At 71.4% G+C, this 26,363-nt stretch carries 25 protein-coding genes; 15 read left to right on the forward strand and 10 right to left on the reverse strand.

The features are described 5' to 3' along the window. Nucleotides 1–110 precede the first annotated feature (110 nt). The 3 genes from ACWEPL_RS43820 to ACWEPL_RS43830 all read right to left on the reverse strand — a co-directional run bounded on the left by ACWEPL_RS43820 (nt 111) and on the right by ACWEPL_RS43830 (nt 5,654). Nucleotides 111–1,640 carry an MFS transporter gene (locus ACWEPL_RS43820; RefSeq protein WP_452439670.1) on the reverse strand — a complete coding sequence of 510 codons (1,530 nt, stop codon included), beginning with the start codon at nt 1,638–1,640 and terminating at the stop codon, nt 111–113. A gap of 184 nt (nt 1,641–1,824) precedes the next feature. Continuing rightward, nucleotides 1,825–4,557 carry an ATP-binding protein gene (locus tag ACWEPL_RS43825; protein WP_452439671.1) on the reverse strand — a complete coding sequence of 911 codons (2,733 nt, stop codon included), beginning with the start codon at nt 4,555–4,557 and terminating at the stop codon, nt 1,825–1,827. Nucleotides 4,558–4,625: 68 nt separating this feature from the next. Then, the gene (locus ACWEPL_RS43830) at nt 4,626–5,654 is read right to left on the reverse strand and encodes an alcohol dehydrogenase catalytic domain-containing protein (protein WP_363974117.1); all 1,029 of its coding nucleotides are present in this window, start codon (nt 5,652–5,654) and stop codon (nt 4,626–4,628) included. 356 nt (nt 5,655–6,010) lie between these two features. Here ACWEPL_RS43830 and ACWEPL_RS43835 point away from each other — a divergent pair, with 356 nt between their 5' ends. Further along, entirely contained in the window at nt 6,011–6,355 is a 345-nt protein-coding gene (locus ACWEPL_RS43835) for a hypothetical protein (protein ID WP_350727953.1), read from the forward strand. Nucleotides 6,356–6,359: 4 nt separating this feature from the next. Here ACWEPL_RS43835 and ACWEPL_RS43840 read toward each other — a convergent pair whose 3' ends face one another. Next, nucleotides 6,360–7,013 carry an Lrp/AsnC family transcriptional regulator gene (locus tag ACWEPL_RS43840; RefSeq protein ID WP_363974119.1) on the reverse strand — a complete coding sequence of 218 codons (654 nt, stop codon included), beginning with the start codon at nt 7,011–7,013 and terminating at the stop codon, nt 6,360–6,362. Between the two features lie 109 nt (nt 7,014–7,122). Between ACWEPL_RS43840 and ACWEPL_RS43845 the strand changes: the two genes are divergently transcribed. The 6 genes from ACWEPL_RS43845 to ACWEPL_RS43870 are packed head-to-tail and all read left to right on the forward strand — an operon-like array spanning nt 7,123 to nt 13,341. Then, a complete protein-coding gene (locus ACWEPL_RS43845) occupies nt 7,123–8,703 on the forward strand; it encodes an ABC transporter substrate-binding protein (RefSeq protein WP_452439672.1) in 1,581 nt (526 codons plus the stop codon). Between the two features lie 13 nt (nt 8,704–8,716). Continuing rightward, nucleotides 8,717–9,787, forward strand: coding sequence for an ABC transporter permease (locus ACWEPL_RS43850; RefSeq protein ID WP_452439673.1), 1,071 nt, complete (start codon nt 8,717–8,719; stop codon nt 9,785–9,787). Continuing rightward, nucleotides 9,784–10,662, forward strand: coding sequence for an ABC transporter permease (locus tag ACWEPL_RS43855; RefSeq protein WP_350727950.1), 879 nt, complete (start codon nt 9,784–9,786; stop codon nt 10,660–10,662). The genes ACWEPL_RS43850 and ACWEPL_RS43855 overlap by 4 nt, the downstream gene beginning before the upstream one ends. Then, a complete protein-coding gene (locus ACWEPL_RS43860) occupies nt 10,659–11,435 on the forward strand; it encodes an ABC transporter ATP-binding protein (RefSeq protein WP_350727949.1) in 777 nt (258 codons plus the stop codon). Before ACWEPL_RS43855 ends, ACWEPL_RS43860 begins: the two co-directional genes overlap by 4 nt. Further along, entirely contained in the window at nt 11,432–12,340 is a 909-nt protein-coding gene (locus tag ACWEPL_RS43865; RefSeq protein WP_350727948.1) for an ABC transporter ATP-binding protein, read from the forward strand. The genes ACWEPL_RS43860 and ACWEPL_RS43865 overlap by 4 nt, the downstream gene beginning before the upstream one ends. Next, a complete protein-coding gene (locus ACWEPL_RS43870) occupies nt 12,337–13,341 on the forward strand; it encodes a M24 family metallopeptidase (protein WP_452439674.1) in 1,005 nt (334 codons plus the stop codon). The genes ACWEPL_RS43865 and ACWEPL_RS43870 overlap by 4 nt, the downstream gene beginning before the upstream one ends. Here the strand turns inward: ACWEPL_RS43870 and ACWEPL_RS43875 are convergent. Continuing rightward, entirely contained in the window at nt 13,338–14,408 is a 1,071-nt protein-coding gene (locus ACWEPL_RS43875; protein WP_452439675.1) for a hypothetical protein, read from the reverse strand. The two genes, ACWEPL_RS43870 and ACWEPL_RS43875, sit on opposite strands and share 4 nt — an antisense overlap. 60 nt (nt 14,409–14,468) lie before the next feature. On the opposite strand from ACWEPL_RS43875, the gene ACWEPL_RS43880 reads away from it, so the two are divergent. The 4 genes from ACWEPL_RS43880 (at nt 14,469) to ACWEPL_RS43895 (ending at nt 17,674) form a co-directional block, all read left to right on the forward strand. Then, entirely contained in the window at nt 14,469–14,975 is a 507-nt protein-coding gene (locus ACWEPL_RS43880) for an acyclic terpene utilization AtuA family protein (RefSeq protein WP_452439676.1), read from the forward strand. A gap of 107 nt (nt 14,976–15,082) precedes the next feature. Beyond that, nucleotides 15,083–15,856, forward strand: coding sequence for a GNAT family N-acetyltransferase (locus ACWEPL_RS43885; protein ID WP_452439677.1), 774 nt, complete (start codon nt 15,083–15,085; stop codon nt 15,854–15,856). Next, nucleotides 15,853–16,953 (forward strand): o-succinylbenzoate synthase, encoded by a 1,101-nt coding sequence (gene menC, locus ACWEPL_RS43890; protein WP_350727943.1) that lies wholly within the window; start codon nt 15,853–15,855, stop codon nt 16,951–16,953. Before ACWEPL_RS43885 ends, menC begins: the two co-directional genes overlap by 4 nt. 127 nt (nt 16,954–17,080) lie before the next feature. Further along, nucleotides 17,081–17,674: a hypothetical protein gene (locus tag ACWEPL_RS43895; RefSeq protein ID WP_452439678.1), complete on the forward strand. Its 594-nt coding sequence runs from the start codon at nt 17,081–17,083 to the stop codon at nt 17,672–17,674. A 130-nt stretch (nt 17,675–17,804) separates the two neighbouring features. Here the strand turns inward: ACWEPL_RS43895 and ACWEPL_RS43900 are convergent, their stop codons facing one another. Next, nucleotides 17,805–18,194, reverse strand: a complete 390-nt coding sequence (locus ACWEPL_RS43900; RefSeq protein ID WP_452439679.1) for a VOC family protein — start codon at nt 18,192–18,194, stop codon at nt 17,805–17,807. Between the two features lie 53 nt (nt 18,195–18,247). Then, a complete protein-coding gene (locus ACWEPL_RS43905; protein WP_452439680.1) occupies nt 18,248–18,451 on the reverse strand; it encodes a hypothetical protein in 204 nt (67 codons plus the stop codon). Between the two features lie 118 nt (nt 18,452–18,569). On the opposite strand from ACWEPL_RS43905, the gene ACWEPL_RS43910 reads away from it, so the two are divergent. After that, nucleotides 18,570–19,244: a TetR/AcrR family transcriptional regulator gene (locus ACWEPL_RS43910; RefSeq protein ID WP_452439681.1), complete on the forward strand. Its 675-nt coding sequence runs from the start codon at nt 18,570–18,572 to the stop codon at nt 19,242–19,244. A 32-nt stretch (nt 19,245–19,276) separates the two neighbouring features. On the opposite strand, the gene ACWEPL_RS43915 is transcribed toward ACWEPL_RS43910, so the two are convergent. Beyond that, nucleotides 19,277–20,182, reverse strand: coding sequence for an alpha/beta fold hydrolase (locus ACWEPL_RS43915; protein WP_452439682.1), 906 nt, complete (start codon nt 20,180–20,182; stop codon nt 19,277–19,279). A 673-nt stretch (nt 20,183–20,855) separates the two neighbouring features. On the opposite strand from ACWEPL_RS43915, the gene ACWEPL_RS43920 reads away from it, so the two are divergent. Both ACWEPL_RS43920 and ACWEPL_RS43925 read left to right on the forward strand, forming a co-directional pair. Further along, the gene (locus tag ACWEPL_RS43920; protein WP_452439683.1) at nt 20,856–22,067 is read left to right on the forward strand and encodes a cytochrome P450 family protein; all 1,212 of its coding nucleotides are present in this window, start codon (nt 20,856–20,858) and stop codon (nt 22,065–22,067) included. A gap of 191 nt (nt 22,068–22,258) precedes the next feature. Beyond that, nucleotides 22,259–22,600, forward strand: a complete 342-nt coding sequence (locus ACWEPL_RS43925) for a VOC family protein (RefSeq protein ID WP_355196072.1) — start codon at nt 22,259–22,261, stop codon at nt 22,598–22,600. Nucleotides 22,601–23,006: 406 nt separating this feature from the next. On the opposite strand, the gene ACWEPL_RS43930 is transcribed toward ACWEPL_RS43925, so the two are convergent. Together ACWEPL_RS43930 and ACWEPL_RS43935 are read right to left on the reverse strand one after the other, a co-directional pair. After that, a complete protein-coding gene (locus ACWEPL_RS43930) occupies nt 23,007–23,453 on the reverse strand; it encodes a hypothetical protein (protein WP_452439684.1) in 447 nt (148 codons plus the stop codon). A 305-nt stretch (nt 23,454–23,758) separates the two neighbouring features. Further along, nucleotides 23,759–24,265 carry a DUF2690 domain-containing protein gene (locus ACWEPL_RS43935; protein WP_452439685.1) on the reverse strand — a complete coding sequence of 169 codons (507 nt, stop codon included), beginning with the start codon at nt 24,263–24,265 and terminating at the stop codon, nt 23,759–23,761. 799 nt (nt 24,266–25,064) lie between these two features. Between ACWEPL_RS43935 and ACWEPL_RS43940 the strand changes: the two genes are divergently transcribed. Beyond that, the gene (locus tag ACWEPL_RS43940; RefSeq protein WP_452439686.1) at nt 25,065–26,309 is read left to right on the forward strand and encodes a hypothetical protein; all 1,245 of its coding nucleotides are present in this window, start codon (nt 25,065–25,067) and stop codon (nt 26,307–26,309) included. Nucleotides 26,310–26,363 lie beyond the last annotated feature (54 nt).

Here is a 26,363-nt window from a genome sequence, read left to right on the forward strand (position 1 = left end):
ACCCCCGGTGCCCCCCACCTGCGCTCCGCGCCACCCCCCCGGGAAACACCCGGCGGTCCCGGGGGGTCCCCCCGCCGCCCCCCGCATCGACACCATGGTGAATTCCCTTCTCAGCCGGTGGGCGGGATGTGGCGCAGCCGGAGGAGCGCGAGGATCGCCGCGCCGCCCGCGATGACCGCCGCGACGACGGCCGCCACGTTGAGCCCGCCCGCGAAGGCCTCACGAGCGGGGGCGAGGACCTGCGCGGCGAGCTCGCCCGGCAACCCCCGTGCCGCCGAGACCGCGCCGTCGAGGCTGTCGCTGCCGGCCACGACGGCTTCCGGCGGCAGGCCGCCGGGCAGTTCGCCACTGATCCGGCTACGGTAGACGGCGGCGCCGATGCTGCCGATGACGGCGATGCCGAGCGAGATGCCCAGGTCGCTGCAGGTTGTCGCGAGCCCGGAGGCCGCGCCCGCCTTCTGCGGCGGCACAGAGCCCACGACGAGGTTGGTGGTCAGCGCCATGGACGGCGCGACCGCCGGATAGAGCACCATGAAGCCCGCGACCAGCAGCGGCAGTCCGCCGACGGCGCCGACCTGGGTGAGCATCAGGTAGCCGATCACTTGTACGACCAGTCCGGCCGCGATGAGATACCCCGGGCGGACCCGCCGTACCAGGATCGGGGAGACCGTCGAGACCAGCACCAGCAGGGCCGCCCCCGGCAGCACCCACAGCCCCGCCTGCAGCGGGGAGAGCCCCTCCACCAGCTGCAGGTACTGCGTGACCAGCAGGTACACCCCGCCGAGCGCGATCGCGGCCAGCAGGAAGACGCCCAGCGCACCGCTGACCGCGCGGTGGGCGAACAGCCGCACATCCAGCAGCGGCTCCGGCAGCCGCAGCTGGCGCAGCACGAACCACCCTCCGAACGCCAGCCCGACCACGATGCTCACCAGCGCCGTCGCGAGAGTGCCCGCCTTGCCCAGCTCCTTGACACCGTAGACGACGGGCAGCAGTGTCGCCAGCGACAGCGCCACGCTGAACAGATCGGGCCGGCCCGCCGCCGGGTTGCGGTTGTCGGGCAGCAGCAGGAGGGCGCCGATCGCCACCACCACCATGACCGGCACGGCCACCAGGAACGCCGCACGCCAGGAGTACGTCTCCAGCAGCGCCCCGCCGAGCACGGGTCCGAGGCCGGTGCCCACCGAGATGCCGCCCGACCACACGCCGACGGCGACTCCCCGCTGCCGCGCGTCGGCGAACGTGGCGAAGATCAGGCCCAGGGTGGCGGGCATCTGGGTGGCGGCCGCGACGCCCAGAACGGCTCGCCACAGGATCAGCAGAGCGGGGTCGGAGGTGTTCGCGGCGGCCAGCGAGACCAGGGCGAAGACGACCGCGCCGGCGATCAGCAATCGGCGATGACCGATCCTGTCACCCAGCGTGCCCATGGTGACCAGCAGCCCGGCCATCAGGAACCCGTATATGTCGATGATCCACAAAGACTGGGTGCTGGTCGGCCGGAGCTCCGCGGCCAGCTGGGGAATGGCCAGGAACAGGATGGTGAGCATCATGAACAGCAACATGGCGGGCAGGACCAGCACCACCAGCCCGAGCCACTGCTTGAGACCGGCGCGCCGGCCGTCGTCGATATCCGCGGAAGACATGAACGTGTTCCTTCGGTGAATGTTCTGGGAGCGAGCCGTCCGGCCCGCTCCAGGGCCGACGACGGGCTTGCGGGCGCGGGCAGTCGTGTGCCGCGCCGGCCGACATCGTCATGACCCGCGAGGGAATGGACGCCCCAACGTTAGGAAGGCCCAGGCGGCCGCCGAATCAGTGAAATCGCCGGTCTCAGGCGGATCGCTCGGCGAGGACCAGCCGCATGAGCTCGGCCCGCGAGGTGATGCCGGCCTTCTGGAAGACCTTGCGCAGGTGGTAGTCCACGGTGCGCGGGCTGAGGAACAGCTGCCCGGCGATCTCCCGGTTGGTCAGCCCCTCTCCGACGGCCAGCGTGATGCGCAGCTCCTGTGGGGTGAGCGTGCTCAGCGTGTCCGCCTCGGGCGCGCGGGTCCGGGCCGACTCCCCGGTGGCGCGCAGCTCGCCCAGCGCGCGCTCGGCCCAGGTGAGGGCGCCGATGCGGCGGAAGGTCTCCGCCGCGGCGCGCAGGTGTTCCTGGGCCTCGGAACGTCGCCGCTCGCGCCGCAGTTGCTCGCCGAACAGCAGTTCCGTCCGGGCGTGCTCCAGCGGAGCGTCCGACCTGGCATGCAGCCGCAGGCTCTCGGCGTAGTGGGCCTCGGCGCCGCCGTCGGTGTGGACCAGCGCCTGGCAGCGGGCCGCGAGCGCGCCCAGGTCCGGCGAGGCGATGCGTTCGGTCCACCGCGCGTAGCGGGCCGTGGCCGCGGCGGCCCGATCCCGCTCGCCGGCGCGGACCAGGGCCTCGACGAGGTCGGGGACGATGGCCATGACGAGATCCGGGGGCGCGTCGGCGTCCCAGGCACCGACCGCCCCGAAGTGCCGTACGGCTTCGCGATGCCTGCCCGCGACCAGCTCGATGAGCCCGAGCGCCCGCCTGGCGTAGAACATGGCGTCGGCCAGGTCGCGGTCGCTCGCCTCGGCCAGCACGCCGGCGGCCAGCTCACCGGCGTCAGCCCGGCCCCGGATGGCCGCGGACAGCGCGAGCAGCCCTCGGTTGCGGCATGCCGTGTTCGGCTGGCCGACCTCGGCGGCGAACTGGCAGCCCTCCTCGGCGTGGGCCTCGGCGAGCCCCAGCCTGCCGCGCGAGATCTCGTCGGCCGCCTGGTACTCGAGGTTCCACGCGAGCGCGCCGAGGGCGCCGCTGTGGCGTGCCAGTTGCCCGGCGTTGCGGAACAGGCGCCCGCTCAGCTCATGGTCGCCGAGCGCCCGGGTGATCGACCCGGCCAGGGTCATCGTGATCGGATCGGTGAGCGACTCGATCATCGCGCGGTCGCGTACGGCCGGTCCTGGATCGCGGCCTGTTCGTGCCCGGCCGGCGTTCCGAAGGAGCAGGAGCATCGCGTCCTCCGGGTCGTCCGAGTCCTCCGGGGCCGGCCCGATCTCGTCGAGCCAGCCGGCGAGGTCGGCCCAGGCCTGTGGCCGGTTGGCGCGGACACCGAGGTTGCCGTACATCGCGACGGTCGGGGCGAAGCGGCGCCGGTCGATCCGCAGGACGCGTGGGATCCAGGGCTTGATCAGGTCCATCGCGTCATCGGGCGAGCCGGCGAACTCGGCCACGATGGCTCGCATGACGGCCACGGAGATCCGGTCCGCCTCCTCCAGGGAGGGCTCGCGCTCGGCCTGATCGAGCAGCTCGGCAGCCGCGGCGGTGAACCCGCCCTGGGCGGCGGCGTGCGCGGCGGTCCACAGCCGCCGTCCCCTGCGCGGGCCGTCGACCGTGAGCTCGGCCGCCCGCGACAGCGAGGCCATGGCCGCGGCCGGGCCCCCGCGCAGGGCCGCCTGTTCGGCCGAGCGCTCGAGCTGGTCGGCGGCGTGCTCGTCGTGCCCGACGGCGGCCTGCCCGAGGTGCCAGGCATGGCGGTGCTGGTCGGCCGGGGTGTCGAAGGCCGCGGCGAAGGCGCGGTGGATCGCGACGCGCCGGTTGCCCGTGGCGCTGTGGTAGACCGCTGATCGGATCAGCGGATGCCGGAACGCCAGCCGCGGCCCGTCGTAGGTCAGCAGCTCGTCGAGCTCGGCGCGGTGCAGCAGGTCGGCGGCGATCCCCATCGAGGTGGCCGCCTTCTCGATGGTCTCGACGCTGCCCGAGCCGTCGGCGGCGATCAGCTGGAGCAGCGGCAGTGATTCGACGTGCCGCGCCCGGATCCTGGCCAGGAACGACCGCTGCAGCCGGTCGGTCATGGCCGGCGGCTCCGGTGTCCCCTCCGGCGGGATCCTCCTTCCGGCAAGCTCGAGCAGGGCCAGGGGATTTCCCCCGGTGATCGCCAGCAGACGGTCCTGCTCACCCTCGCTGAGGCGCCGCCCGCCCGCGCGCCCGGCGAGCAGCGCTCTGCCCGCTTCGGGTTCGAGGCCTGCGAGCGGGATGCGGCGCAGGTCGGGCAGCTCGGTGCTGTGGCCCTCGTCGGCACGCGCGGCCAGCGCCACCGCAATGGGCTCGTCGTCCAGCCGCCGGGCGACGAACGCCAGGGTCTTCAGCGTCGGCCGATCGGCCCAGTGCGCGTCGTCGACGACGCACAACACCGGCTTCTCCCCGGCCGCCAGGGACAGCAGCGACAGGGTCGACAGACCCACCAGGAACGGATCGGGTGGCGTGCCGTGCGCGCGCCCGAACAGGACGCGCAGAGCCTGCGCCTGCGGGTCCGGCAGCTCGTGGGCCCGCCCGAGCAGGGGGAGCAGGAGCTGGTGCAACGTCGCGTACGCGAGATCGGCCTCCGGCTCGACGCCCACCGCGCGGAGCACCCGGAACCCCTCGGCCCGCTCCGTGGCGTGTGACAGCAGCGCGGTCTTCCCGATCCCCGGCTCGCCGTGGAGGATCGCTCCGCCGCCGCGTCCCTCGGCGGCGTGCCGCAGCAACGACTCAAGCAGCTCGCTCTCGTCGTCTCTCCCCAGCACACGCCGAGCATAGAAAGCACCGGCACCTGTGACAAAGCGAGCCCGCCGCTCCAGCCCGGCCACCGTGATCAGTTACCCGTGGTCAACACCATGCGGAAGCGGGCCCGGCCGGAGAGCATCTTCTGGAACGCCGCACCGGCCTCCTCCAGCGGGACCTCCTCGGTCCACGCCCGGACGCCGTTCCGGGCGGCGAACCTCATGGTGTCCTGGGTGTCGACCGCGATGCCGGAAGCGTGCCCGTGCACCCGCTTGGCCGCGCCCACGAGTTGCAGGGGCGTGATGTCCAGCCGCTCCATGTCGACGCCGACGATGATGAGCTCGCCGCGGCGGCCCAGCCCGTCGATCGTCTGTGACATCGCCGCGGCGTTGGTCACCGTCGCCAGCACCACCTTGGCTCCCCCCTGGGCCTGCAGCGCGTCGGCCATGTTCTCGGCGGCGGTGTCGATGTAGTGGGCCGCGCCGAGCTTGTGGGCCAGCGACGCCTTCTCGGGGCCGCGGGCCATCGCGATGGTGTCGAAGCCCATCTTCGCGGCGAACTGGACACCCAGGTGCCCCAGGCCTCCCAGACCGAGGATCGCCACGGTGTCGCCGGAACGCGCGGAGCTGCGCCGCAGCGCGTTGTACACGGTCACGCCGGCGCAGGCCAGGGGCGCGGCCTCCACCGCCGTGAGCTCGTCCGGGACCGCGGCCAGGGCGACGGCCGGCACCACGACGGAGTCGGCGAACCCGCCGGCGTACGCGACACCCGGCACCTGAAGCTCGGGACAGAGGATGCCGTCGCCCTCCCTGCAGGCGTCGCAGTGGCCGCAGCTGCCGCCGTACCAGCCGACCGCCACGCGATCACCGACGGACCAGCCGGCGACGTCGGCGCCGATCGTGTCGATGCGTCCCGCGATCTCGTGACCCGGCGTGACGGGGTACGTGGTGCCCGGGATGTGTCCGGCGATGATCAGCGCGTCGGAGTGGCACACCCCGCACGCCTCGACGGTGACCCGTACCTGGCCCGGGCCCGGCTCCTGGGTGTCCACCCGGACCAGAGACATGTCCCCGCCGGGCTCGGCGACCTGTACGGCACGGTGTGTGGCAGAAGAAGACATGCCGTCTCCTCTTCTTACGGAAGCAGCGGCCCCGCGGCGAGGCCCTTCCCGCGCCCCCTTTCCTGTCCATCGGCCGTCGAACCTGGTCAGAGCGGGTTTGCCAGGCTTTGAGGACGAGGAGGGGGCCGTCGTGTACGGTGAAGGCCCAGCGGTCCGGAGCGGCCGTGACGCGCTGGTAGACGTTCTGGCGAGACTGCGCAGGTCCCGCATGGTCCGCGGTGGCGGGCCTCCTCCATGGAAGGGTTCGCGTACGGGCCCCCAGGGTGACGATTCCGGCTGGACGGATTGTCGATCATTGACCGCTCTCCTCACGATCCGTCCAGACGGATGCTGATATTTCAGGAATGTGGGCCACCATGACGGGCGTGAATCTCAACGGCCGCAAATTCGTGATGGTGAGCTCGACCGCGAGCGCAGTCGACCCGGACAGCCCGACGGAGTTCCTGTACCAGGAGTCCGACGGGGTGGTGTGGGGCAGCTACTCCGGCGACACCGTGACCCATGGGCGTTTCGTGGGCATGCGTGACGACGCCCAGGTGGCGATCTCGTACGCGCACGCGCTGAAGGCCGGCGGGAAGGCGGGCGGCCAGAGCAGCAGCCGCATCGAGAAGGGGGACGACGGGCTGCTGCGCCTGGTGGAGGAGTTCAGCTTCGACGGGGACGACACGGTGCACGTGAGCGTGTGCAGGGAGGTCGGCTGATCACTCAGTCGTCCTTGCGGAGGGCGGCGCGGCCCTCGGCGGCGCCGACGAAGCGCATCTTGCCGAGCGGCACGCCGCCCTGCGCCCCCTCCTGGACGGGCCGCCGCGCCGGACGGGCCCGGTCGCGATCACGGTCGCGGTCGCTGGGCAGCACGTACGGCCGCTTGAGCACCTCGTCCAGGATGAACACGGTCTCCGTCGCCTTGACCGCCGGGATGTTGGCCAGCCGGTCGGTCACCATGGTGTGCACGGCGGCCACGTCGGACACGCGCACCTGGATCATGGCGTCGTGCTGCCCGGTGGTGATCGCGCAGTACTCCACCTCCGGCATCCGGGCCAGCTCGGCCCTGAACTGCTTCCACATCTGCTGGCGTACGGTCACGAAGATCAGGGCGGTGATGCCGAGCCCGGCCCGCACGTGGTCGATCTCGGCGGTGAAACGCTTGATCGCGCCGTCGGCGCGCAGCGCCTCGAAGCGCGTGTAGGCGTTCGCGCGGGAGATGCCCACCCGTTCGGCCAGCGCGGCCACCGAGATCCTGCCGTTCTCGCGCAGGACCTCGAGGATCTTCATGTGGATGTCGTCAAGCTCGAGACCGATGCCGATCCGTCCAGGCTGACCGCCGCCGCCGACACCATTTCTGGAAATTTCACTCATCATTACCTCACTGACCTTTATATACGTCTCACCGACCGCACAGTGCCTGGACGTTCTGCCGCACAATCCTCGACATCTTCCTGCCGAACGTCCAAATCTTGGAGGACCCATCATGGCGACCCGCTCGCAGACGGCGGCTGTGCTGCTCGCCGGTGCACTCGCCCTGGCCGCCTGCGGTAGCGGCGGCGGCTCCCAGACTCCCGCCGCGTCCGGCGGTGGGGGCAAGACCCTCGTCATCGACACGTCCTTCGACCTCAAGACGGCCGATCCGGGCCGCACGTACGAGCCGACGGGCCTGATCGTCGGCAAGGCCGTCTACGAGACGCTGCTGACGTTCGACGGCGCCGACGTGACCAAGCCGGTGCCCGCGCTCGCGGAGTCGTACGAGCTGAGCAAGGACGGCAAGATCCTGACGCTCAAGCTCAAGAAGGGCGCCACGTTCGCGGACGGATCGCCGTTGACTGCGGACGACGTGGTGTTCTCGCTGATGCGCGTGCGGGACATGAAGGGCACGCCGTCGTTCCTGCTGGACGGCGTCGAGGTCGCCAAGACCGACGACTCGACGATCACGCTGACGTCGAAGGCGGCCAACCCGGCGCTGCCGTACATCCTGCCGAACCCGGCCCTCGGCATCCTCAACAGCAAGGTCGCCAAGGAGCACGGCGCCACCACGGACGCCCAGGACAAGGCCGAGCAGTACCTGAACTCGGCCTCGGCGGGCTCCGGCCCATACCAGATCGAGTCGTTCAACGTGAGCAGCCAGGTCACGCTCAAGGCGAACCCCAAGTACTACGGCGCCAAGCCCGCCTACGACAAGGTCGTCATCCGCAACGTCGAGGCCGCCACGCAGAAGCTGAACGTCCAGCGCGGCGACAGCCAGATCGCCCTCAACCTGTCGGGCGACCAGGTCACCGGCATGCCCGCGACCCTGCAGGTCAAGAAGACCGCCTCGGCGAACGTCATCTTCCTGCTGGCCAACCAGGACTCCGCGATCAGCAAGACGACGACGAACCCCAAGTTCGTGGAGGCGGTTCGCAAGGGCGTCGACTACGCGGGGCTGCTGGAGCTGGCCGGCGAGGGCGCGGCGCAGGCGCCGGGTGTCATCCCGTCGCAGCTGCTCGGCGCGCTGCCCGCCGACCAGGCGGCCAAGCGGGACGTCGAGGGCGCCAAGGCGGCGCTGGCCGCCAGCGGCGTGTCGAACCCGACCGTCAAGCTGGAGTACCCGAGCGAGCTGACCGTCAACGGCCTGTCCTTCCAGCCGCTGGCCGAGCGCATCCAGGCCAACCTCAAGGAGGTCGGCATCACGGTCGACCTGCAGCCCGCGCCGGTCACCACGGCCCTGGACAACTACCGCAACGGCAAGGAGGAGATGGGCCTGTGGTACTGGGGCCCGGACTACCCCGACCCGAGCGACTACCTGGCGTTCCTGCCGGGCAAGACGGTGGGTCTGCGGGCCGGCTGGAAGGCGGGGGCGGCCAAGGAGATCGAGGCCGCCGGTGACAAGGCCGCCACGGCGATCGGCGACGACGCCCGCAAGGCCGCCTACGTGGACGTGCAGACCAAGCTGAACGCCTCGGGCCCGTTCGTCCCGCTGATCCAGCCCAGCCAGAACATCGTGACGGCGGCGTCGGTGACCGGCCTCGAGTACCACCCGGTGTGGACGGTGGACGTGGCCGACCTCGGCGTGAAGTAAGGGAGCCTCGCAGGTGTCCGACATCCCGGGCGAACCCCGCCGGAGCCGGACGAGAGGGGTCCATCCGCTCGTCCGCTTCCTGATCCGGCGCATCCTGCTCGCGGTCCTGATGGCCTGGGGCATCACGCTCGTCACGTTCGTCCTGACGAACCTGGTGCCCGGCGATCCCGTGGCCGCGAACCTCGGCCAGCGGGCGCTGGGCGATCCGGCGATCGTGGCCCAGTGGCGGGCCGAGCACGGCCTGGACAAGCCCCTCTGGGAGCAGTACGCGCTCCACCTCCAGGGCCTGGTCCACGGCGACCTCGGCACCAGCCAGCAGAGTCACCGGCCGGTCAGCCAGGACCTGGCCGAGTTCGTCCCGGCGACGCTGGAGCTGGCCGGGGCGGCGATCCTGGTGTCGCTGGTGCTGGGCGTGGCGTTCGGCGTGATCGCCGCGCTGCGCCGGGACCGGCTGTCGGACCACGCGCTGCGCGTGCTGAGCCTCATCGGCATCTCGGTCCCGACGTTCTGGCTCGCGCTGGTGGCGTTCTACGTGTTCTTCTACCGGCTGCAGCTCACCCCGGGCAGCGGCCGGGTGGACGCGGCGCTCAACGGCGCGGTCCCGGCCGTGACCGGGCTGCAGACCGTGGACGCGCTGGTGGCGGGCCGGTGGGACGTGTTCTCCTCCGCGGTCGGGCACCTCGTGACGCCCGCGCTGGTCCTGGCGCTCTACACGATCGGCCTGCTCACCCGCTTCACGCGCTCGGCGGTGCTGGAGGTGCTGGGGCAGGACTACGTGCGCGCCGCCAGGGCCAAGGGCCTGCCCGGCCGGGTGATCCTCTTCCGGTACGTGCTGCGTTCGGCCCTGGTGCCCATCATCACCGTGGCGGGCCTGGCGTTCGGCAGCCTGCTGTCCGGCACCGTGCTGGTCGAGGCGATCTTCGCCTGGCCCGGCGTCGGGCAGTACGCGTACAAGAGCGCCACCACCCTCGACCTGCCCGCCGTCATGGGCGTCGGCCTGGTCGTCGGCGTCGTCTACCTGGTCATCAACCTGATCGTGGACGTCCTGTACGGCGTCATCGATCCCCGAGTGAGGCTGCAATGAGACGGCGGGACCCTCTGGCCCGCAGGGGCCTGCTTGCCCGGCTGCCCGAGGCGTGGCGGCAGCCGCTGGCCGTGGTCGGCGCCGTGCTGGCGGTGGCCTGGCTGGTCATCGCGCTGGCCGCCCCCGTGCTGGCGCCGCACGACCCCCTCGCCCAGGACCTGCCGCGGCTCGCGCCGCCGGGGCCCGGGCACTGGTTCGGCACCGACCAGCTCGGCCGCGACATCCTGAGCCGCGTCATGTACGGGGCCCGGGTGTCGATCCCGCTGACGCTGCTGCTGGTCGTGCTGTCGGTGCTGATCGGCGGGCTGCTCGGCGCCTGCGCCGGGTACTTCGGCCGGTGGGTGGACGAGACGATCATGCGGCTGGCGGACCTGGTGTTCGCGTTCCCGACCGTGATCCTGGCCATGGTGGTGGCCGCCGCGCTGGGCGCCAGCCTGACGAACGCGGTGCTGGCCGTGCTGGTCGTGGCCTGGCCCGCGTACGCCCGCGTCACCCGGGGGCTGGTGCTGGGGGTGCGCGAGCGGGAGTTCGTGCTGAGCGGGCGGCTGCTGGGCTTCTCGGTGTGGCGGTCACTGCGCGTGGACGTGCTGCCGAACGTGACCGGTCCCATCCTCGTGCTCGCCACGCTGGACATCGGCACCGCGCTGCTGCTGCTGTCCGGGCTGTCGTTCCTGGGCCTCGGGGCCAAGCCGCCGTCCCCCGAGTGGGGGGCGATGGTGGCCTCGGGCGTGGAGGTGTTCGACAGCTGGTGGGTGGCGACGTTCCCGGGGCTGGCGATCCTGACGGTGGTGCTGGCGTTCAACTTCCTCGGCGACACCCTGCGGGACGCGCTCGACCCCCGTACGGCCCGCGCGATCAAGGAGCGTGCGCTGTGACGACGCTGGACATCACCGACTTGAAGATGTCGATCGGCGGCAAGGAGATCCTGCGCGGCGTCGATCTCGCGCTGGAGCCCGGCCGGGTGCACGGGCTGGCCGGGGAGAGCGGCTCGGGCAAGACGATGACGGGCCTGGCCGTGCTCGGGCTGCTGCCGCACGGCGCCCGCGTGACGGGCGCGATCCGGCTCGGCGAGCGCGACCTGCTCACCCTGCCGCCCAAGGAGCTGAACCGGGTGCGCGGCGGCGAGGTCGCCATGGTGTTCCAGGATCCGGCGACCAGCCTGCACCCCATGCTGACCATCGGCAAGCAGCTCACCGAGCACATGCGCCACCACCTGGGGCTGGACAAGCGCGAGGCGCGGGCCCGGGCGGTGGAGCTGCTGGGCAAGGTGCGCATCCCGGGCGCCGAGGAGGCGTACGGGCGCTATCCGCACCAGTTCTCCGGCGGGATGCGCCAGCGCATCGCCATCGCCATCGCGCTGGCCTGCTCCCCCAAGGTGCTGATCGCCGACGAGCCGACCACCGCGCTCGACGTGACCGTGCAGGCCGGCGTGCTGCGGCTGCTGCGCGGGCTCTGCGACGAGCTGGGGCTGGCGGTGCTGCTGGTCACCCACGACCTCGGGGTGATGTCCGCGGTGGCGGACGAGGTGAGCGTGATGAAGGACGGCCTCGTCGTGGAGTCGGGGCCGCGCGGGCGGGTGCTGCGGGAGCCCGAGCACGCCTACACGCGTTCCCTGCTGGAGTCCCTACCCGACGCGGAGGCGCAATGACTCTGTTGGCCATCGACGACCTGGTCGTCGAGCACCGCTCCCCCGGGCGTCCCGCCGTGCGGGCCGTGGCGGGGGCCAGCCTGGCGGTCAACCCCGGCGAGGTCGTCGGGCTGGTCGGCGAGTCCGGGTGCGGCAAGTCGACGCTGGCCCGCGCCGTCTGCGGGCTGAACCCGATCACCGCGGGCTCGATCGCGTTCGACGGGCAGCCGGTCACGCCGCTCGGCCTGCGGCGCAGGAAGCTGACCGGGATCCAGATGGTCTTCCAGGACCCGTACGCCTCCCTCAACCCCCGGCGGCGGGTCGGCGACCAGATCGCCGACGGGCTGCGCACCTCGCAGGACACCGCCACCTCCCCCGCCGACCTGCTGGAACGCGTCGGCCTGCCGCGGGACTTCGCCGGCCGGCACCCGCACGAGTTCTCCGGCGGGCAGCGGCAGCGCATCGCCATCGCCAGGGCGCTCGCGGCCCGGCCCCGGCTGCTGATCGGCGACGAGCCCATCTCGGCGCTGGACGCCTCGGCGCAGTCGCAGGTGGCCAGGCTGATGCGGGACCTGGCGGTGGACTCGGGCGCGGGGCTGCTGTTCATCAGCCACGACCTGTCCGTGGTGCGGCTGATCGCCGACCGGATCGCCGTCATGTACCTCGGCAAGATCGTCGAGGTGGGCGACACGGCCGAGGTGTGGGCGGACCCGAAGCACCCGTACACGAAGGCGCTGCTCCAGGCCATCCCCAAACCGGACGGGATGGGGGTGCTGCCCGCAGAGCTGGCCGGTGACGTGCCGGACCCGGCGAACCCGCCGGGAGGGTGCCGGTTCAACCCGCGGTGCCCGTCCGTGATGGACGTGTGCCGCGTGAAGGAACCGGAGTTCGGGCCGGTCGCCTGCTGGCTGCACGAGCCGAAGTGACCCCCGTCCCCGGGCCGCGGGCCGCCGCGGCGCGGCTGGCGGCGGTGCGGGCGGCCATGGACGAGGCCGGGGTGGAGGCCCTCGTGCTGCGGCCCTCGCCGGACGCCCGCTTCCTCGGGAGCCTTCTTGGGGACCGTCAGGGCGCGTACCTGGTGGTCACGCAGGACGTGGTGGCCGAGACCGGCGATCCGGCCGGGGTGGTGCCCGCGGGGGCGCGCCGGGTCGGGGTGGATCCGGAGATGCGGGTGCGGGAGCTGTTCGGGCTGGCGATCGAGGCCGAGCTCGTGCCCGCCTCCTCGGTGCTGTGGCCGCTGCGGCTGCGCAAAGAACCGTACGAGGTCGAGGCCGTCGGCCGCGCGGTGGCGGCGGCGGAAGGGGTGCTGGGGCAGGCGCTGGAGCTGGCCTGGTTCGGGGCGACCGAGCGGGCGATGGCCTACCGGCTGCGGGTGCTGCTGGCCGAGTCGGGGTGCGAGGAGCTGCTGTCACTGCGGGTGGCGGCGGGGGAGCACACGGCTCTTCCCGCGCACGTGCCCGGGGAGCGCGTGATCAACCCCGGGGACGCGCTGGCCGTGGCGGTGTGCGGGCGGTGGGGCGGCTACTGCGCCGAGGTGTCCAGGGTGTTCGCCGTGGCGGAGCCGCCGGACGACTTCGAGGCGATGTACTCGGTGGTGCTGGCCGCCCACCGGGCCGGGCTCGCGGCCGTGCGGCCCGGCGTGCCGGTGGACGAGGTGGCCAGGGCCGTGGGCGAGGTGATCGACGGCAGCGGGTACGGGCACTTCGCGGCGGCGCACGTGGGCCGGGGCATCGGGCTGGGGCATGACGAGGGGCCGTGGCCGGGCGAGGACGCCGTGTTCGAGCCGGGGATGGTGTTCTGCCTGGAGCCCGCCATCTACGTGCCCGAACTGTTCGGGGCCCGGGTCGCGGACGTGGTGGTGTGCGCGGACGACGGGCCGGTGCCGCTGGGCGCGTACCCGCACACCCTGCACGTCCTCGACCGCTAAGGCAGCGTGACGGCCTCGGCCAGCCTGCGGGCCTCGTCGGCCCATCCCGCCAGGAACATCAGCGCCTCGCCCCGCTCCCTGAACCGGCGGGCCGCGTCCACGGGCGTGGCGCCGCCGTAGTCGAGCTGCGCCTCCCCCGCCCGGGCCAGCATCAGCGGGGTCAGGAAGTCGTACTTGACCGCCGACGCGCACACCGCCAGCCGCACCAGCCGCTCGTCACCGCGCCAGCCGGAATCCCGCAGCCCCCGCACGTACGCCCCGTGGACGGCCGCGTCGAGCGCGGGCAGCAGAGCGGCCGGCAGGAACAGGTCGAACACGCTGTCCGGGATGTGGTTGCCGACGTCCTCGCCCAGCGCGCCGTCGCCCGCGAACGCCCAGTCCACCAGCACGCTCTCCCCGTCGCGGTCGATCACGTTGCTCGGCCACACGTCGAGGTGGCACAGCGCCCTCGGCAGCGACTCCAGGACGGCCAGGAACTCCTCCCGGTCCCGGTGCAGCCGCACCAGCTCCCCGCGCAGCCCGGGCGGGAAGTTCTCGGCGACCAGGGGGTGCCGCCAGGCCGCGTCGTCCTCCAGCAGCTCGTACGGGACCGGTTTCGAGCCCAGGTAGTCGCGCAGGAACGACCGGCTCGACCACGGCCGCTCCACCCGGCCCGCCGTCCCCTGGGCCAGGCCGAGCTGGCGCCCGAAGAGCGTGTGACGCCCGAGGTCCCAGGTGGTGCCGGGCCGCCCGGCCACGTCCTCGGTCCACAGCGCGAGGTCGCCGTCGTCGCGTTCGACCAGCTCCAGCAGCTTCGGCGCGGCCACCCCCGAGCCCGCCCACAGCCCCGGCAGGCCGTCGGCGTAGACGTCGGCCTCCCTGCGCCAGTAGTTCCAGTGGCGCGGATCGTCGGAGTGCCCCCACCCCGCGCCGCCTTCCTTGCGGCGGGTCAGCACCTTGAGCACCGCCGACCTCGACCCCCTGCGCACCCGCCAGATGCCGCCGGTCACCGCGTTCAGCGGGTTGTGCGTGAGCGGCTCGACGACGGCGTCGGCGCCGCCGAGCACCCGCGCGATCTCATCTTCCACTCGCGTCACCCTAGCTCGTGACGGTGTGTGATGATCCACGGTCAAGGGTAGTCCAGAATCATGCTGCGCATCGGCACGTGGAGATCTGCCGGGTCGCTCGACATGGTGATCTGCGGCTGGCACGACGGCGGCCCCGGACCCCTCGAAACGGGCATCAAGCTCATCTACGGAGCCGGCGGTCCGATGCCCGGCTTTCCCGGGCTGCGCGTGGGCACCCTCGTGGCGACGTGCGCGGAGGAGATCGCCGAGGCCCTGCTCCAGGGGATCGACGTGGTGGCCACCGCGCCGGACTGCTGCCCCGCGGCGCCCGTCGTGGCGGCGGGCATGTGGCACTACGGCTGGACCGGGAGCGATCCGGGCGCGCTGGCCGGGGCGACCGCCGCGGGCCTCGTCATGGCCGCGCAGCCGGGGCCGTGCGCGGTGGAGATCCGCCGCGACGGCCGCAGCTCGCTCGCCGGTGACGTGCGGGCGGAGACCGTACGCGCCTGCCTGGCCGGGGCCATCCCCCTGGAGTCGGTACGCCTCAGCCAGGAGGCCCCCAGCAGGCTCCTCATCACACCCTGTTAGCCGCTTCCACCAAAGCCCGGCCCCGGCTTGGTGAACCCGGACGAATCGCGGCGGCCCCGCCATCGAATACCGTCGCCTGGGAAACGTCCGAGACGAGGAGCGGCAGGTTGGTCGAGGTCAGGGAGCTCCATGAGATGGCGGAGTTCGAGCAGGTGGATGCGTTGTTCGACGACATCTGGCACTTCGGGACCGGCGCCCCGCCCATCACGATCGAGCTGATGCGGGCCCTGGCGCACGCGGGCGGCTACGTGGCGGGCGCCTTCGAGGGCGGCCGCCTGGTGGGCGGCTCGGTCGGGTTCCTGGCCAGCGGGAACGCCCTGCACTCCCATGTCACGGGGGCGGCGGCCGGGCGGGGCATCGGGTTCGCGCTCAAGCTGCACCAGCGCCGGTGGGCCCTGGAGCGCGGGCTGGAGCGGATCACCTGGACGTACGATCCGCTCATGCGCCGCAACGCCCACTTCAACCTGGCCAAGCTGGGCGCCCGGCCCCGCGAGTACCTGCCCTGCTTCTACGGGGTCATGGACGACGCGATCAACCAGGGCGACGAGTCCGACCGGCTCCTGGCCGTCTGGACATTGTCCGACCCGCGCGTGGAGGCTGTGGCGCGGCCGGATGCTTCGGCACGACCGTCGGACGGCCCGCCGCCGGACGCCGTGGTGGGGCTCGCCGACGTGGGCGGGCGGCCGGTGGCCGGTCCGGTGGACGCCGGCACGGTGCTGGTGGCCGTGCCCGCGGACATCGCGGGATTGCGCGGCGCCGACCCGGGAACGGCCAAGGCGTGGCGGCACGCCGTACGCGACGTGCTGGGCGGCCTGATGGCCGAGGGCCGCGCGGTCACGGGGTTCTCCGGGAAGTCCTACTACGTAGTGGAGAAGAAGTGAAGATCACTGGAGTTGAGCTGCGGCGGATCGCCATGCCGCTGGTCGCGCCGTTCCGCACGTCGTTCGGCACGGAGACGGCCCGCGACGTCCTGCTGGTCAGGGTGGTGACGCCGGACGCCGAGGGGTGGGGCGAGTGCGTGGCCATGGACGAGCCACTCTACTCCTCCGAGTACACCGACGGCGCGGCCGAGGTGATCCGGCGCTTCCTGCTGCCCGCGCTGCCGAAGACGCTGGACGTGCACGACGTCGGCCGCGCGCTGGAGCCCATCAAGGGCCACCGGATGGCGAAGGCCGCGCTGGAGACGGCGGTGCTGGACGCGCAGCTCAGGACGGCGGGCGAGTCGTTCGCCCGCTTCCTCGGCGCCTCCCGCACGCGGGTTCCGTGCGGGGTGTCGGTCGGCATCATGGACTCGATCCCGCAGCTGCTCGACGCCGTGGGGGGCTACCTCGACGAGGGGTACGTCCGCATCAAGCTCAAGATCGAGCCCGGCTGGGACCTGGAGCCGGTCCGGGCCGTGCGCGAGCGGTTCGGCGACGACGTGCTCCTCCAGGTCGACGCGAACGCCGCCTACTCGCTGAGCGACGCCCGCCGCCTGGCCCGGCTCGACGCGTTCGACCTGCTGCTGATCGAGCAGCCGCTGGCCAACGACGACCTCGTGCAGCACGCCAGGCTGGCCAAGCAGCTCAAGACGCCGATCTGCCTGGACGAGTCGATCGAGTCGGCCGAGCACGCGGCCGCCGCCATCGCGCTCGGCTCGTGCTCGATCGTCAACATCAAGCCCGGCCGGATCGGCGGCTACCTGGAGGCCCGGCGCATCCACGACCTGTGCCGGGCGAACGGCATCGCGGTGTGGTGCGGCGGCATGCTGGAGACCGGCCTCGGCCGGGCGGCGAACGTGGCCCTGGCCGCCCTGCCGGGCTTCACGCTGCCCGGCGACACCTCGGGCTCGCGGCGCTACTACTCCACCGACATCACCCAGCCGTTCGAGCTGTCCGACGGCCATCTGGAGGTGCCCGCGGGGCCGGGCCTGGGCGTGGACCCGATCCCGGAGGTGCTCGACGCGGTGACCACGAGCACGGAGTGGATCACGCTCTGACCCTGGGCAGCACGGCCTGGCAGGTGGTCAAGACGAGTCCCCCACGTGGGGGATGTTCACGGACGCTGCGGCGGCGAGCATCGGAACGCGCCACGCGAACACCACCTGCCTGACCGGAGGCCCCCGCATGACCACCACCCTCGGCGGAACACCACGGACCGGACGGCTTCCGGCCGTCCTGGCCAAGCTGCACGGCCGGACGGCAGTGGGCGTGCCCCGCTGGGCCGTGTGGGCCGCCTACGCCACCACCTTGACCCCGCTGCCCTCCGGCATCTGGCGGATCGCGGCCTTCATCTTCGGCGCGCCGCTGCTGGAGTTCGGCGGGGCTCCCCCGCCCGGCCACGGGCCGGTGCTGATCGACGGCGAGTGGTGGTACATCGTCGCGCTCAGCGTGGTCAGCGAGGCGACGGCGTTCCTCACGGTCGGGCTGGTCGCCCGGTGGGGTGAGGTGTGGCCGCGCTGGATCCCCGGGCTGGGCGGCCGCCGGGTGCCGGTCCTGGCGGCCGTCGTCCCTGCCGGCCTGGGTGCGACGGTGCTGCTGGTCTTCCCGTACGCGCTGGTCATGTTCGCCTTCGGCCGGATGATCAACGGGAGCCCCGAGGGTTTGATCGTGCACGGCTGGCAGGCGGTCACCTTCTGGGTCACGTACGCGCCGCTGGCCGCCTGGGGCCCGCTGCTCGCCATCCTGGCCGTGCACTACTTCCGGCGACGATCATCCTAGGTGCCTGGCTGGTCGCTCGCGGGCTCCTGGGCGGCTCCGGTCGAGCCCGTGCAGCGCGATCTCGTAGCCGCCCCGCGCGACGCGGCCCGGGCCGGTCGAGCAGGAGGCGCGCCATCTGGCGACGGCGTCCTCAGGCGTTGTCGGGCGTGGCCCACTCGACGAACTGGATGATCACGCCGTTGGGGTCGGTGACCTGGAACAGGCGTTCGCCCCAGGGCTCTTCGCGCAGCGGCATCGTGATCTCGACCCCGGCGTCACGCAGCCGCTTCTCCTGGTCCCGCAGGCCGGTGTCGAGCGTGAACGCCAGGATCAGGCCCGCCGCGTGCTGATCACGCTGCTCAGGCGGCAGGACCTGGATGCCGCGGGCGAGCAGGACGATGTCCACCGCATCGGTACGGGTGAGGGAGACGAAGCCGTCGGCGGCGGCCTGAACGGAGTAGCCCAGGTGAGTGGTGAAGAACGCCTGGGAGGCGGCGATGTCGTCGATCGTGAGCGAGACGGTGGACGCGATGATCTGCAAGAAGGTCTCCCTGTCGGGTCGGAGCCGGGACGGAGGCGTGAGGTCGACGCGGGTCAGTAGCCGCGGCGGCGGGGGATGTTGCGGGCGACACGGGGCTCGCGTCGCCCGCGGACGGCACGGTCGGGGGGCAGGTGGCGGAGGTCGTCGCCGCGCTTGAGGGGCTGCTCCGGCCGGTGGTGGCCCAGTTGCCCGGTCAGCACATCGGTGCGGTCGATCGCGGGGATGGCCTGCTCGGCGGCGGGGTCGAGGTGGCGCATGGGCACTCTCCTTCGTTCCGGTCGGCGTTCCATGGTCGCAAACTTACGACGGGCGTAAATTTAGCCCAGACGGCTCAGGGGTGTCAACATAAAAATGCTACGGGGGTAATATTTCCCCATGGCTACCCAGACTCCGGCCCAGACCGCCAGCGACCCTGCCCCGCTCGAGTCGCCCATCGGCCTGCGGGAGGCCAAGAAGCAGGAGACCCGGCAGCTCATCTCCGACCACGCCACCCGGCTGTTCATCGCCCAAGGCTTCGAACAGACCACCATCGCGGAGATCGCCGCCGCCGCCCGCGTCGCCAAGAAGACCGTCACCAACTACTTCGCCCGCAAGGAAGACCTGGCCCTGGACCACCAGGAGGAGTTCACCGCCGCCCTGGCCCAGGCCGTCGCCACCCGGCAGCCCGGGCAATCCGCCCTGACCGCGCTGCGCCGCGCCTTGCAGGACGCCATCGCCGCCCAGGACCCGGTCGCCGGCTTCTCCGGCGCGGCCTTCGCCCGCATGATCGCCGACAGCCCCACCCTGACCATCTGCCTGCGCGGCCTGCACGACCAGCGCGAACATCGCCTCACCCAAGCCCTCGCCGAGGCCACCGGCACCACTCCCGACGACATCACCGTCCGGACCGCCGCCGGGCTCCTGGGCACCGTTCACCGCATCCTGTTCCAACGCATCCAGGACCTCACCCTGGCCGGACGCTCCAACGACGAGATCGCCCGCACCATCGGCGCGGAAGCCACCCAGGCGTTCGATCTGCTGGAGCCCGCTCTGGCCGACTTCGCCACCTGAACCCGCCGACGCCGGTGAACGGCTCTCTTACGTCAGGGCCGCCCACCGGTGTGAGTGGTGATCGTCGCCGCGAGGGACGGCACGACCGCGTGGGGCAATGCGTGGCCGAGACCGGGCACTGTGACGAGAGTGGCGCCGGGGATGGCGCGCGCCAGCCGGGCGGCGTGCGGCGGCGGGGCGACGGGATCCTCCGGCGCGTCGATCACCAGGGTGGGCACCGAGACGTTCGCGAGTTCGGCCCCGCGCTCCATGCCCGACTGGTCGGCCAGGGCATGGGCGGCGGAGTTACGCCAGGTGCCGCCGTGGGCGGCGATCCGGCGTTCGAGCTCGGCGAACTCCTCGGCGTCGAAGGGCAGGACGCCGCCGTTGAGGACCCTCCAGTGCTCGACGCGCCAGCGCAGCTCCGCCTCCGGGTCGCGCTCTTGTCCGAGCTTCTCCCACAGAGCGAGCAGCCGGGGGTCGGGCCCGGGCAGGCCGTCGTCGGAGATGCCGGGGTCGGGGGCCGCTCCGCCGATCAGCGCGGAGCCGAAGATCGTGGCGCTCATCAGCCGGTCCGCATGGTCGAGGAGGAGCAGCTGGACCAGGGTGCCGCCCATCGACATCCCGACCACGTGAGCACGTGCGATCCGCAGCGCGTCGAGGACCGCGATCGGGTCGTCGGCCAGCGCCCGGATCGGGTAGGGACGCTCGTGGAAGGCATGGGTGGAGCGTCCGGTGTCACGGTGGTCGTAGCGGACGACGAAGTGGTCGCGGGACAGCAGCTCGACCAACTCGTCGGGCCAGGTCAGCCCGCTCGCGTTGGCTCCCATCACCAGCAGCAGGGCGGGACGCTCCGGATCGCCGGTCGCCTCCACCCAGAGCCGGTAACCGTCCGCGACCTCGACGAAGACCTCAGCGTGGCGAAGTCCGCCGGTCCTCGGGTCGGTCGGTCGGGCCATGGCTCACTCCTCATGGGTGGGGTTCGAAGCGACCATATCACGAGACGAAACGTCTCGTCTTGTGTTGCTGAGGCACGCCGGGCCTCGGCTCAGTTGCCCCAGGTTCCCGCGGCATACCGCCCAGCGACCTGGCCCGTTCCCCGAGATAACCGCCCACGGCAGGGCGTCGCCGTCGGCCAGGAACACCGCCAGGGCCACCGCCATCAGCGGCAACGAGGTCCACGGCAGCGCGCCCCTGCTCGCCGACGGCACCGCGGCCCGCTTCGGACAGGCAGCCCAGCGGGATGACGGCCGCGGTCCATTTCGGACAAGCAGCCCAGCGGGATGACGACCACCGTGCCGTTCTCGACGGTCCAGGTCGCGCCGCCCCGGCCGTCGACCAGGACCACGCGGGCGCCGGGGAGCGTGAACATGCGCCACACCGCCCCTTCCGGACCCACCGCCCTCCACTCCGATGATCCCGGGAAACACCTGGGACCGGATGAGCGAGCTGAGGACCCTCATCCGCTCGGACGACCGGAGCTCCGCCACGGCCTTCCGAGCAGACCTTCACGTTCCGCAATGGCGGAAGCGGCAGAGGTTGAGGGCTCCACAGTGACAACGTTCACGACTTGGCCCGGTCGAACCCAACGCGGAAAGTGAGGGGGACATTCATCCCACAGTGGGGAAATCCATGGCTACTCCTCTCCAGATCCCCGTGCCGTCGGAGCGGACGTCCGCGACCCTCCGCCGTTACCTCGACCAGAGCGGGCCGATCTTACGCGTCGAGCTGCCGGGCCAGGTGCCCGCCTGGCTCGTGACCTCGTACGAACTGGTCAACGAGGTCCTGACGAACGACGACACGCTGTTCAGCAAGAACCCGGCGAACTTCACGGCGCTGAACGACGGCACCATCCCGGCCGACTGGCCGCTGCGCCAGCTCATCGAGGGAGAGCACCTGCTGACCCAGGACGGCGCGGACCACCGGAGACTGCGGGGACTCATCAACCGGGCCTTCACCCCCGCCCGCGTACAGGGACTGGCCCCGCGCATCCAGCGGATCACCGACGAACTGCTGGACCGGATGGCCGGCCAGAGCGGCGCGGTGGACCTCGTGCGCTTGTTCACCGAGCCGCTGCCGGTCATGGTGATCTGCGAGCTGTTCGGGGTGCCGCAGGGTGAGCAGCAGCAGATCCGCGACTGGAGCCACACTCTGCTGCAGCACACCACCTCGCCGGAGGAGATGCTCGCCGCCAACGCCGGGTTGCTGGGGTATCTGGCCGCCTTCATCGAGCGCAAGCGTGACGACTCGGGCGACGATCTCACCACGGGGTTGATACGTGCGCAGGAGGACGACGGCGACCGCCTGTCCGACAGCGAGATGATGTGGATCCTGTGGCTGGTGCTCATCGCCGGTCACGAGACCACGGTTCACCTGCTGGCCAACACGGTCGTCGCGCTGTGCTCGGACCCGGAGCAGTTGGTCTTCGCGCGTGCGAAGAACGCCTGGGAGCAGGTGGTGGAGGAGACGCTGCGCAGCAGGAACTCGGTGATCAGCGTCATGTTCCGGTATCCGCTGCGGGAGGTGCGGCTCGGCGGGGTGACAGTCGGGGCGGGCCAGCCCATCATGGTCGGCATCTCCAGCACCGGGACGGACAGGGCCAGATTCGGCGGGGAGGCGCCGCGGTTCGACGCGGTACGGGAGCCGGACGCGCACCTCGGATTCGGCCGTGGTCCGCACTTCTGCCTGGGGGCGCCGCTGGCCAGGCTCGAGGCACGTATCGCGCTGGCGTCGTTGTTCGGCCGGTTCCCCGATCTCCGGTTGGCGGTCGAGCCCGGCGAGATCCCGTACACCTCGTCACTCATCACCGAGGGTCCCACGACGCTGCCCGTGCTCCTCCGCTAAGGGCCCGGTCCGCCTCTTCGTGGGAGATGTCCGGCATGGCACCATCGACGTGGAATGGGGGTCCCTGTCCTCGCACCGCGGCCGGGGAACCGGGCGGCTTTGACTCAGATCATCGCGAGGCGGACGACGATGAGTTTCCGGCGCTGCCGAAGTCAGTACCGGCGACCCATCGACGACGTAGGGATGACCACATGACGCTCGATCTGTTCGCAGGCGTACCCGTCACCGACTATGCCGCGGCGCTGCCGTGGTACGAGCAGTTCTTCGGTGGGCCGCCGTCGTTCCTGCCGAACGACATCGAGGCGGTGTGGGAGGTGGCCGAACACCGGTACGTCTACATCGTGCAAGATCCACAACGGGCAGGGAACGCGCTGGTGCTGTCGTTCGTCGACGACCTCGACGGACGGGTCGCCGAGATCGCCCGGCGAGGCATCGAGCCCGCGAAGCGCGAGAGGTACGACGGTGGCGCGACCAAGGTGACCTACCGGGACACGGACGGCAATGAGATCAGCTTCGGCGGCGGCCCGAGCTGACGCCACCCTCTGAGGACATCGATGGCGGTCGCGCGGGTGCGAGCGACCCACGCGGCGCCGGCACTGGTCCCGGTAATGCCCGGGGCTCCCGTGTAGACGAACGCGGTCCCGTTGCGCCCCGCCGCGTCGATCGCGTCCTGCTTGACCGAGACCCCCCTGGATCGTGGACAGCGCCCGGAACAGCGTGGCCCGCACGTCGGCGACCAGCGGCTGCTCGCCCAGCAACTGGAAGACCGCCTGGAAGATCCACTCCTGCGTCGTCGCATGGACGTCGCCGAACTCCGAGACAGGAGTGGCGTCGACGCTCACCCGGATCCTGGCGATCATGGCGCGGTATTCGAACCTGACGCGCCCCTTGCGCGGTGCGGCTGACCGCGCAAGGGGCACATCGAGGAGGGCGACCGGACTACTGCACCTTGCAGTACCTGTTCTTGTGGCCGCGAAGGACCTTCCAGACGGTGTAGCCGCTGTTGGAGAACTTCTTGTTCCCCTTGGTCCGGCCATTGGTGTCCAGCGGTCTGCACCAGTACTGCCAGTGGTCGACGCGGTAATTGCGGCTCACCACCGCCGCAGTGATCTTCTTGCCCTTCTTGCAGTGGTTGTTGAAATAGATCTTGGTGGTGGCGTTGCCCTTCTCCCAGCTGAAGTTCACCTTCCTCTTGCCACCCAGGCCCTTGCCGCACCTGATGCTGGCCTCCGCCAGGATCATCGCGGTGTTGTCGGCCGTAGCGGCGGAGGCGGACCGCGCCGCGGCGGTGGCAGGCGCGGGAGCGGCCTGGGCCGCCGGACCGGCCAGCATGGTCGCTCCGAAAACGGCAGCGACGGTAGTGCCAATGAGCTGGAACGTGCGCATGGATTTCCTCCTTGCTGTCTGAGGGCTGATACGGGGTTTCCGGGCCGGCGTGCGAAAGCCGGCAGTTGCGCGGAGGCCGTTCACCCCTTCATGGGCGACCTGCAGGCGCAGCCGCGCGCCCCAACCACGTACGGGGAGCTGCGCAACCCACGTCATCGTCGCGTCGGGCGACGCGGTTGACGGGGGCGTCGTTGAACACAGCGCCGATCGTGGTGATCCCGCCTCCGCTGATCACGTCGGCGTGGGGCAGAGCCGGTCCATCGGCCTCGCCGGGACCCGCGCGCCACGCGGAGCGCCCACGTGGCTCAGTCGCAGGCCTTGGCTGTGGTGCCGCTGCCCTTGTTGGCGCGGCCCACCCCGGCCGTCACCGTGCCCGTGGCCTTGGCGCAGATGCCGCTGGGGGCGTAGATCATGTTGCCCCAGTGGTGCCCGCCGTTCCCGGGCCGGTAGGTGAAGGATCTGCTCTTGGTGCCGGTGTAGACCGTGATGGTGCCGGAAGCGCCCGCGGCGACCGACACCTCGCCCCAGTTGGTGCCGCACTGGCGGGAGTAGAACAGCCGGATCGTGCCCAGGCGGTCTCCGACCTCGTTCCTGAGCGAGGCCTTCTTCCCGGTGTTGACCCTGGAGCGGGCGCACCCGCTGCTGTACGGATCCTTTCCGTCGTACGGGTGAGCGCTCGCCGACCCTGCGGTCCTCGCGGCAGGGAGGGAGGCGGCTTGGGCCGCACCGTTCGTCAGACCGGTGGTCAGGAGACCACTGGCCAGCGCGGCGCTCGTGCCGAAGACGGCCATCGTCTTGGTGATCGACGTCATGGTGCCGTGACTCATAAAGCGACGGCGGGCCTGCTTGTCAGACTGCATCGCCCGGCCCGTTGTTCCGCCGTTTGGGCGTCTGGCCTTTCGAGATCCACCCTTGCAACAGTGCGGCTCGCCGGTCTGTGTCGAAGTGCACACTGGCGCAACTTCTTTTGGACAGGCCGAAAACGGGCTGATGGCCGGCGCTGGGGACGTCGGTACGCATCCATGGGGCGACCTTGCCGCAGCCGGAGTTCTCGGCCCTGCCAGTCCATGGCCCCCGATAGCGCGGGTCGGCGCGCGGACGGAGCAGGCCGACTGAGAAATGATCCGAACATCGGTGGTGAGACGGCTGTCGTAGAAGCCGGTGCCGAGGCGCGGCCTTCCACACCATGATCACCGGCTCGATCGGCGCCCACCGCTCGTCGGATCAGTCGCTCGGGTACGGTTTGCGCCGGCCCACTCGGCCCTCTCACACACGTGCGCCTACCGCCAGGTGGTAATGACGGTCTGTGGTCGCCGGCGAAGACGGCCGGCCGGATGCCGTCCTCCGGGAGACCAGGAGGTCCAGCGCATCCAGTTCCCCTGCCGTGGACGAATGGCGCAGACGCGATGCCGGCGGGTGCGGCACGAACCCGTCGCCGCGCTGGGGCCGACGACCGTCCCGACGAGGTCGGTCAGCTCGTCGGCGGAAATCTGGACCCGGGGGGCCGCTGAGCTCCGAGGTCGGGGAACGCAGGACAGCCATCAGCGGTTGTTCCTCGCCCCGAGGTTGTAGATCACACTGGCAGGTCCAGGGATCCGCATAATGTGTGCGATGAAGATCGTACGGGGTCTCGTCGCCGTGACGGCCTGCTTGGGCCTGCTGGCCGCATGTTCGGCCGGAAGGCCGCGGGTGCCTTCCTCCGCCGACGCGCCGGTGAGGTCCGTACCCGGAACCACCATGGCAAGCGCGGGGGCCGGCCCCACACCAACCGAGACGGTCACGCCCTCGACGCGGTGGAGGAGCATCCCTGGCGCCGGGTTGAAGGGGGCATCGGCACTGGTCGACGTGCTCGCCAAGGGGCCGGAAGACGCCTGGGCGGCCGGCTTCGAAGCGGGTGCCGAGGACGAGGATGGAGTGCCTGTCCTGGTTCACTGGAACGGCTCGGTCTGGACCAGGATCCCGGTTGAGGACAGCGAACTTCGCGTGCGGGCGTTCGACGTGGCAGGACCGGACGACATCTGGCTCGTGGGCAGTTCGCCCTCAGGCGGGGGCGTCTCCCATTGGGACGGTCGCGTCTGGGCCACACCGCGCCCCTTTGGAGTGACCGATGGCTACCGACCGTACGACGTGGCCACCGGGAAGGGGCGTGCGGTCATCGTCGGTTCGGGCCCTGACGGAGCCTTCGCCATCCAATGGGACGGTAAGAGGTTCCGGCGGATGCGGTCGGGGACGGACGGTGTGTTCGAGGCGGTCGCGCTGAAGGACGGCCATGTCTGGGCGGTCGGCCGGCGGGCTCGGGAGGATTGCCAGGGCACCAGGCCGACGGTCGCCCACATGTCTCCGGACGGAAGGTGGAGCTACAACCAGGACATGTCCGTTCCTGAGGTCCCCGGAGGTCGCCTGGAGAGCGTGCTGGCGATCACGCCGACGGACGTCTGGGCCGTCGGCGCGATCGGGGGCTACGACCCGGAGATGTATCCCCCAGCGAACTGCCGCCCGACCTCAGATGGCGAGGAGGGGGCGGAGACCCCGGGATCCCTCCCCACGCCGCTCGTCATGCACTGGAACGGGTCGGCCTGGCAGCGGGTGGAACTGCCACCGTTGAAGGGTGCTCTGCACGGCCTGACCGCCTTCGGCAAGAACAACCTGTGGGCGAGCGGTACCGACCCCCGTCAGCCAGGTGTCGCGCTCCTCCTCCACTACGACGGCACGTCGTGGACGAGCGAGGGCATCAGCGCCGGTGGCAGCGGTCACGCCGCCATCGCGGCCATCCCCGGCACCTCCGACATGTGGGCCGTGGGCTCCGTCGGCGAGGACACCGACCACGAGCATGCTTTCGTCGCAAGGCGGCATTGATCGATGCCTTCCAACGGTAGGTGACCTCAGCTTCCTCGTGTCTCGCCGACTGGT

The organism is Nonomuraea sp. NPDC004186 (assembly GCF_053603495.1).

Coding starts and splice junctions, on each gene's coding strand:
- ACWEPL_RS43940 (WP_452439686.1), top strand. CDS start 25,065: ATGAAGATCGTACGGGGTCTCGTCGCCGTGACGGCCTGCTTGGGCCTG.
- ACWEPL_RS43845 (WP_452439672.1), top strand. CDS start 7,123: ATGGCGACCCGCTCGCAGACGGCGGCTGTGCTGCTCGCCGGTGCACTC.
- ACWEPL_RS43865 (WP_350727948.1), top strand. CDS start 11,432: ATGACTCTGTTGGCCATCGACGACCTGGTCGTCGAGCACCGCTCCCCC.
- ACWEPL_RS43820 (WP_452439670.1), bottom strand. CDS start 1,640: ATGTCTTCCGCGGATATCGACGACGGCCGGCGCGCCGGTCTCAAGCAG.
- ACWEPL_RS43855 (WP_350727950.1), top strand. CDS start 9,784: ATGAGACGGCGGGACCCTCTGGCCCGCAGGGGCCTGCTTGCCCGGCTG.
- ACWEPL_RS43910 (WP_452439681.1), top strand. CDS start 18,570: ATGGCTACCCAGACTCCGGCCCAGACCGCCAGCGACCCTGCCCCGCTC.
- ACWEPL_RS43915 (WP_452439682.1), bottom strand. CDS start 20,182: ATGGCCCGACCGACCGACCCGAGGACCGGCGGACTTCGCCACGCTGAG.
- ACWEPL_RS43895 (WP_452439678.1), top strand. CDS start 17,081: ATGACCACCACCCTCGGCGGAACACCACGGACCGGACGGCTTCCGGCC.
- ACWEPL_RS43840 (WP_363974119.1), bottom strand. CDS start 7,013: ATGATGAGTGAAATTTCCAGAAATGGTGTCGGCGGCGGCGGTCAGCCT.
- ACWEPL_RS43935 (WP_452439685.1), bottom strand. CDS start 24,265: ATGACGTCGATCACCAAGACGATGGCCGTCTTCGGCACGAGCGCCGCG.
- ACWEPL_RS43830 (WP_363974117.1), bottom strand. CDS start 5,654: ATGTCTTCTTCTGCCACACACCGTGCCGTACAGGTCGCCGAGCCCGGC.
- ACWEPL_RS43880 (WP_452439676.1), top strand. CDS start 14,469: ATGCTGCGCATCGGCACGTGGAGATCTGCCGGGTCGCTCGACATGGTG.
- ACWEPL_RS43930 (WP_452439684.1), bottom strand. CDS start 23,453: ATGCGCACGTTCCAGCTCATTGGCACTACCGTCGCTGCCGTTTTCGGA.
- ACWEPL_RS43920 (WP_452439683.1), top strand. CDS start 20,856: ATGGCTACTCCTCTCCAGATCCCCGTGCCGTCGGAGCGGACGTCCGCG.
- ACWEPL_RS43835 (WP_350727953.1), top strand. CDS start 6,011: ATGACGGGCGTGAATCTCAACGGCCGCAAATTCGTGATGGTGAGCTCG.
- ACWEPL_RS43925 (WP_355196072.1), top strand. CDS start 22,259: ATGACGCTCGATCTGTTCGCAGGCGTACCCGTCACCGACTATGCCGCG.
- ACWEPL_RS43905 (WP_452439680.1), bottom strand. CDS start 18,451: ATGCGCCACCTCGACCCCGCCGCCGAGCAGGCCATCCCCGCGATCGAC.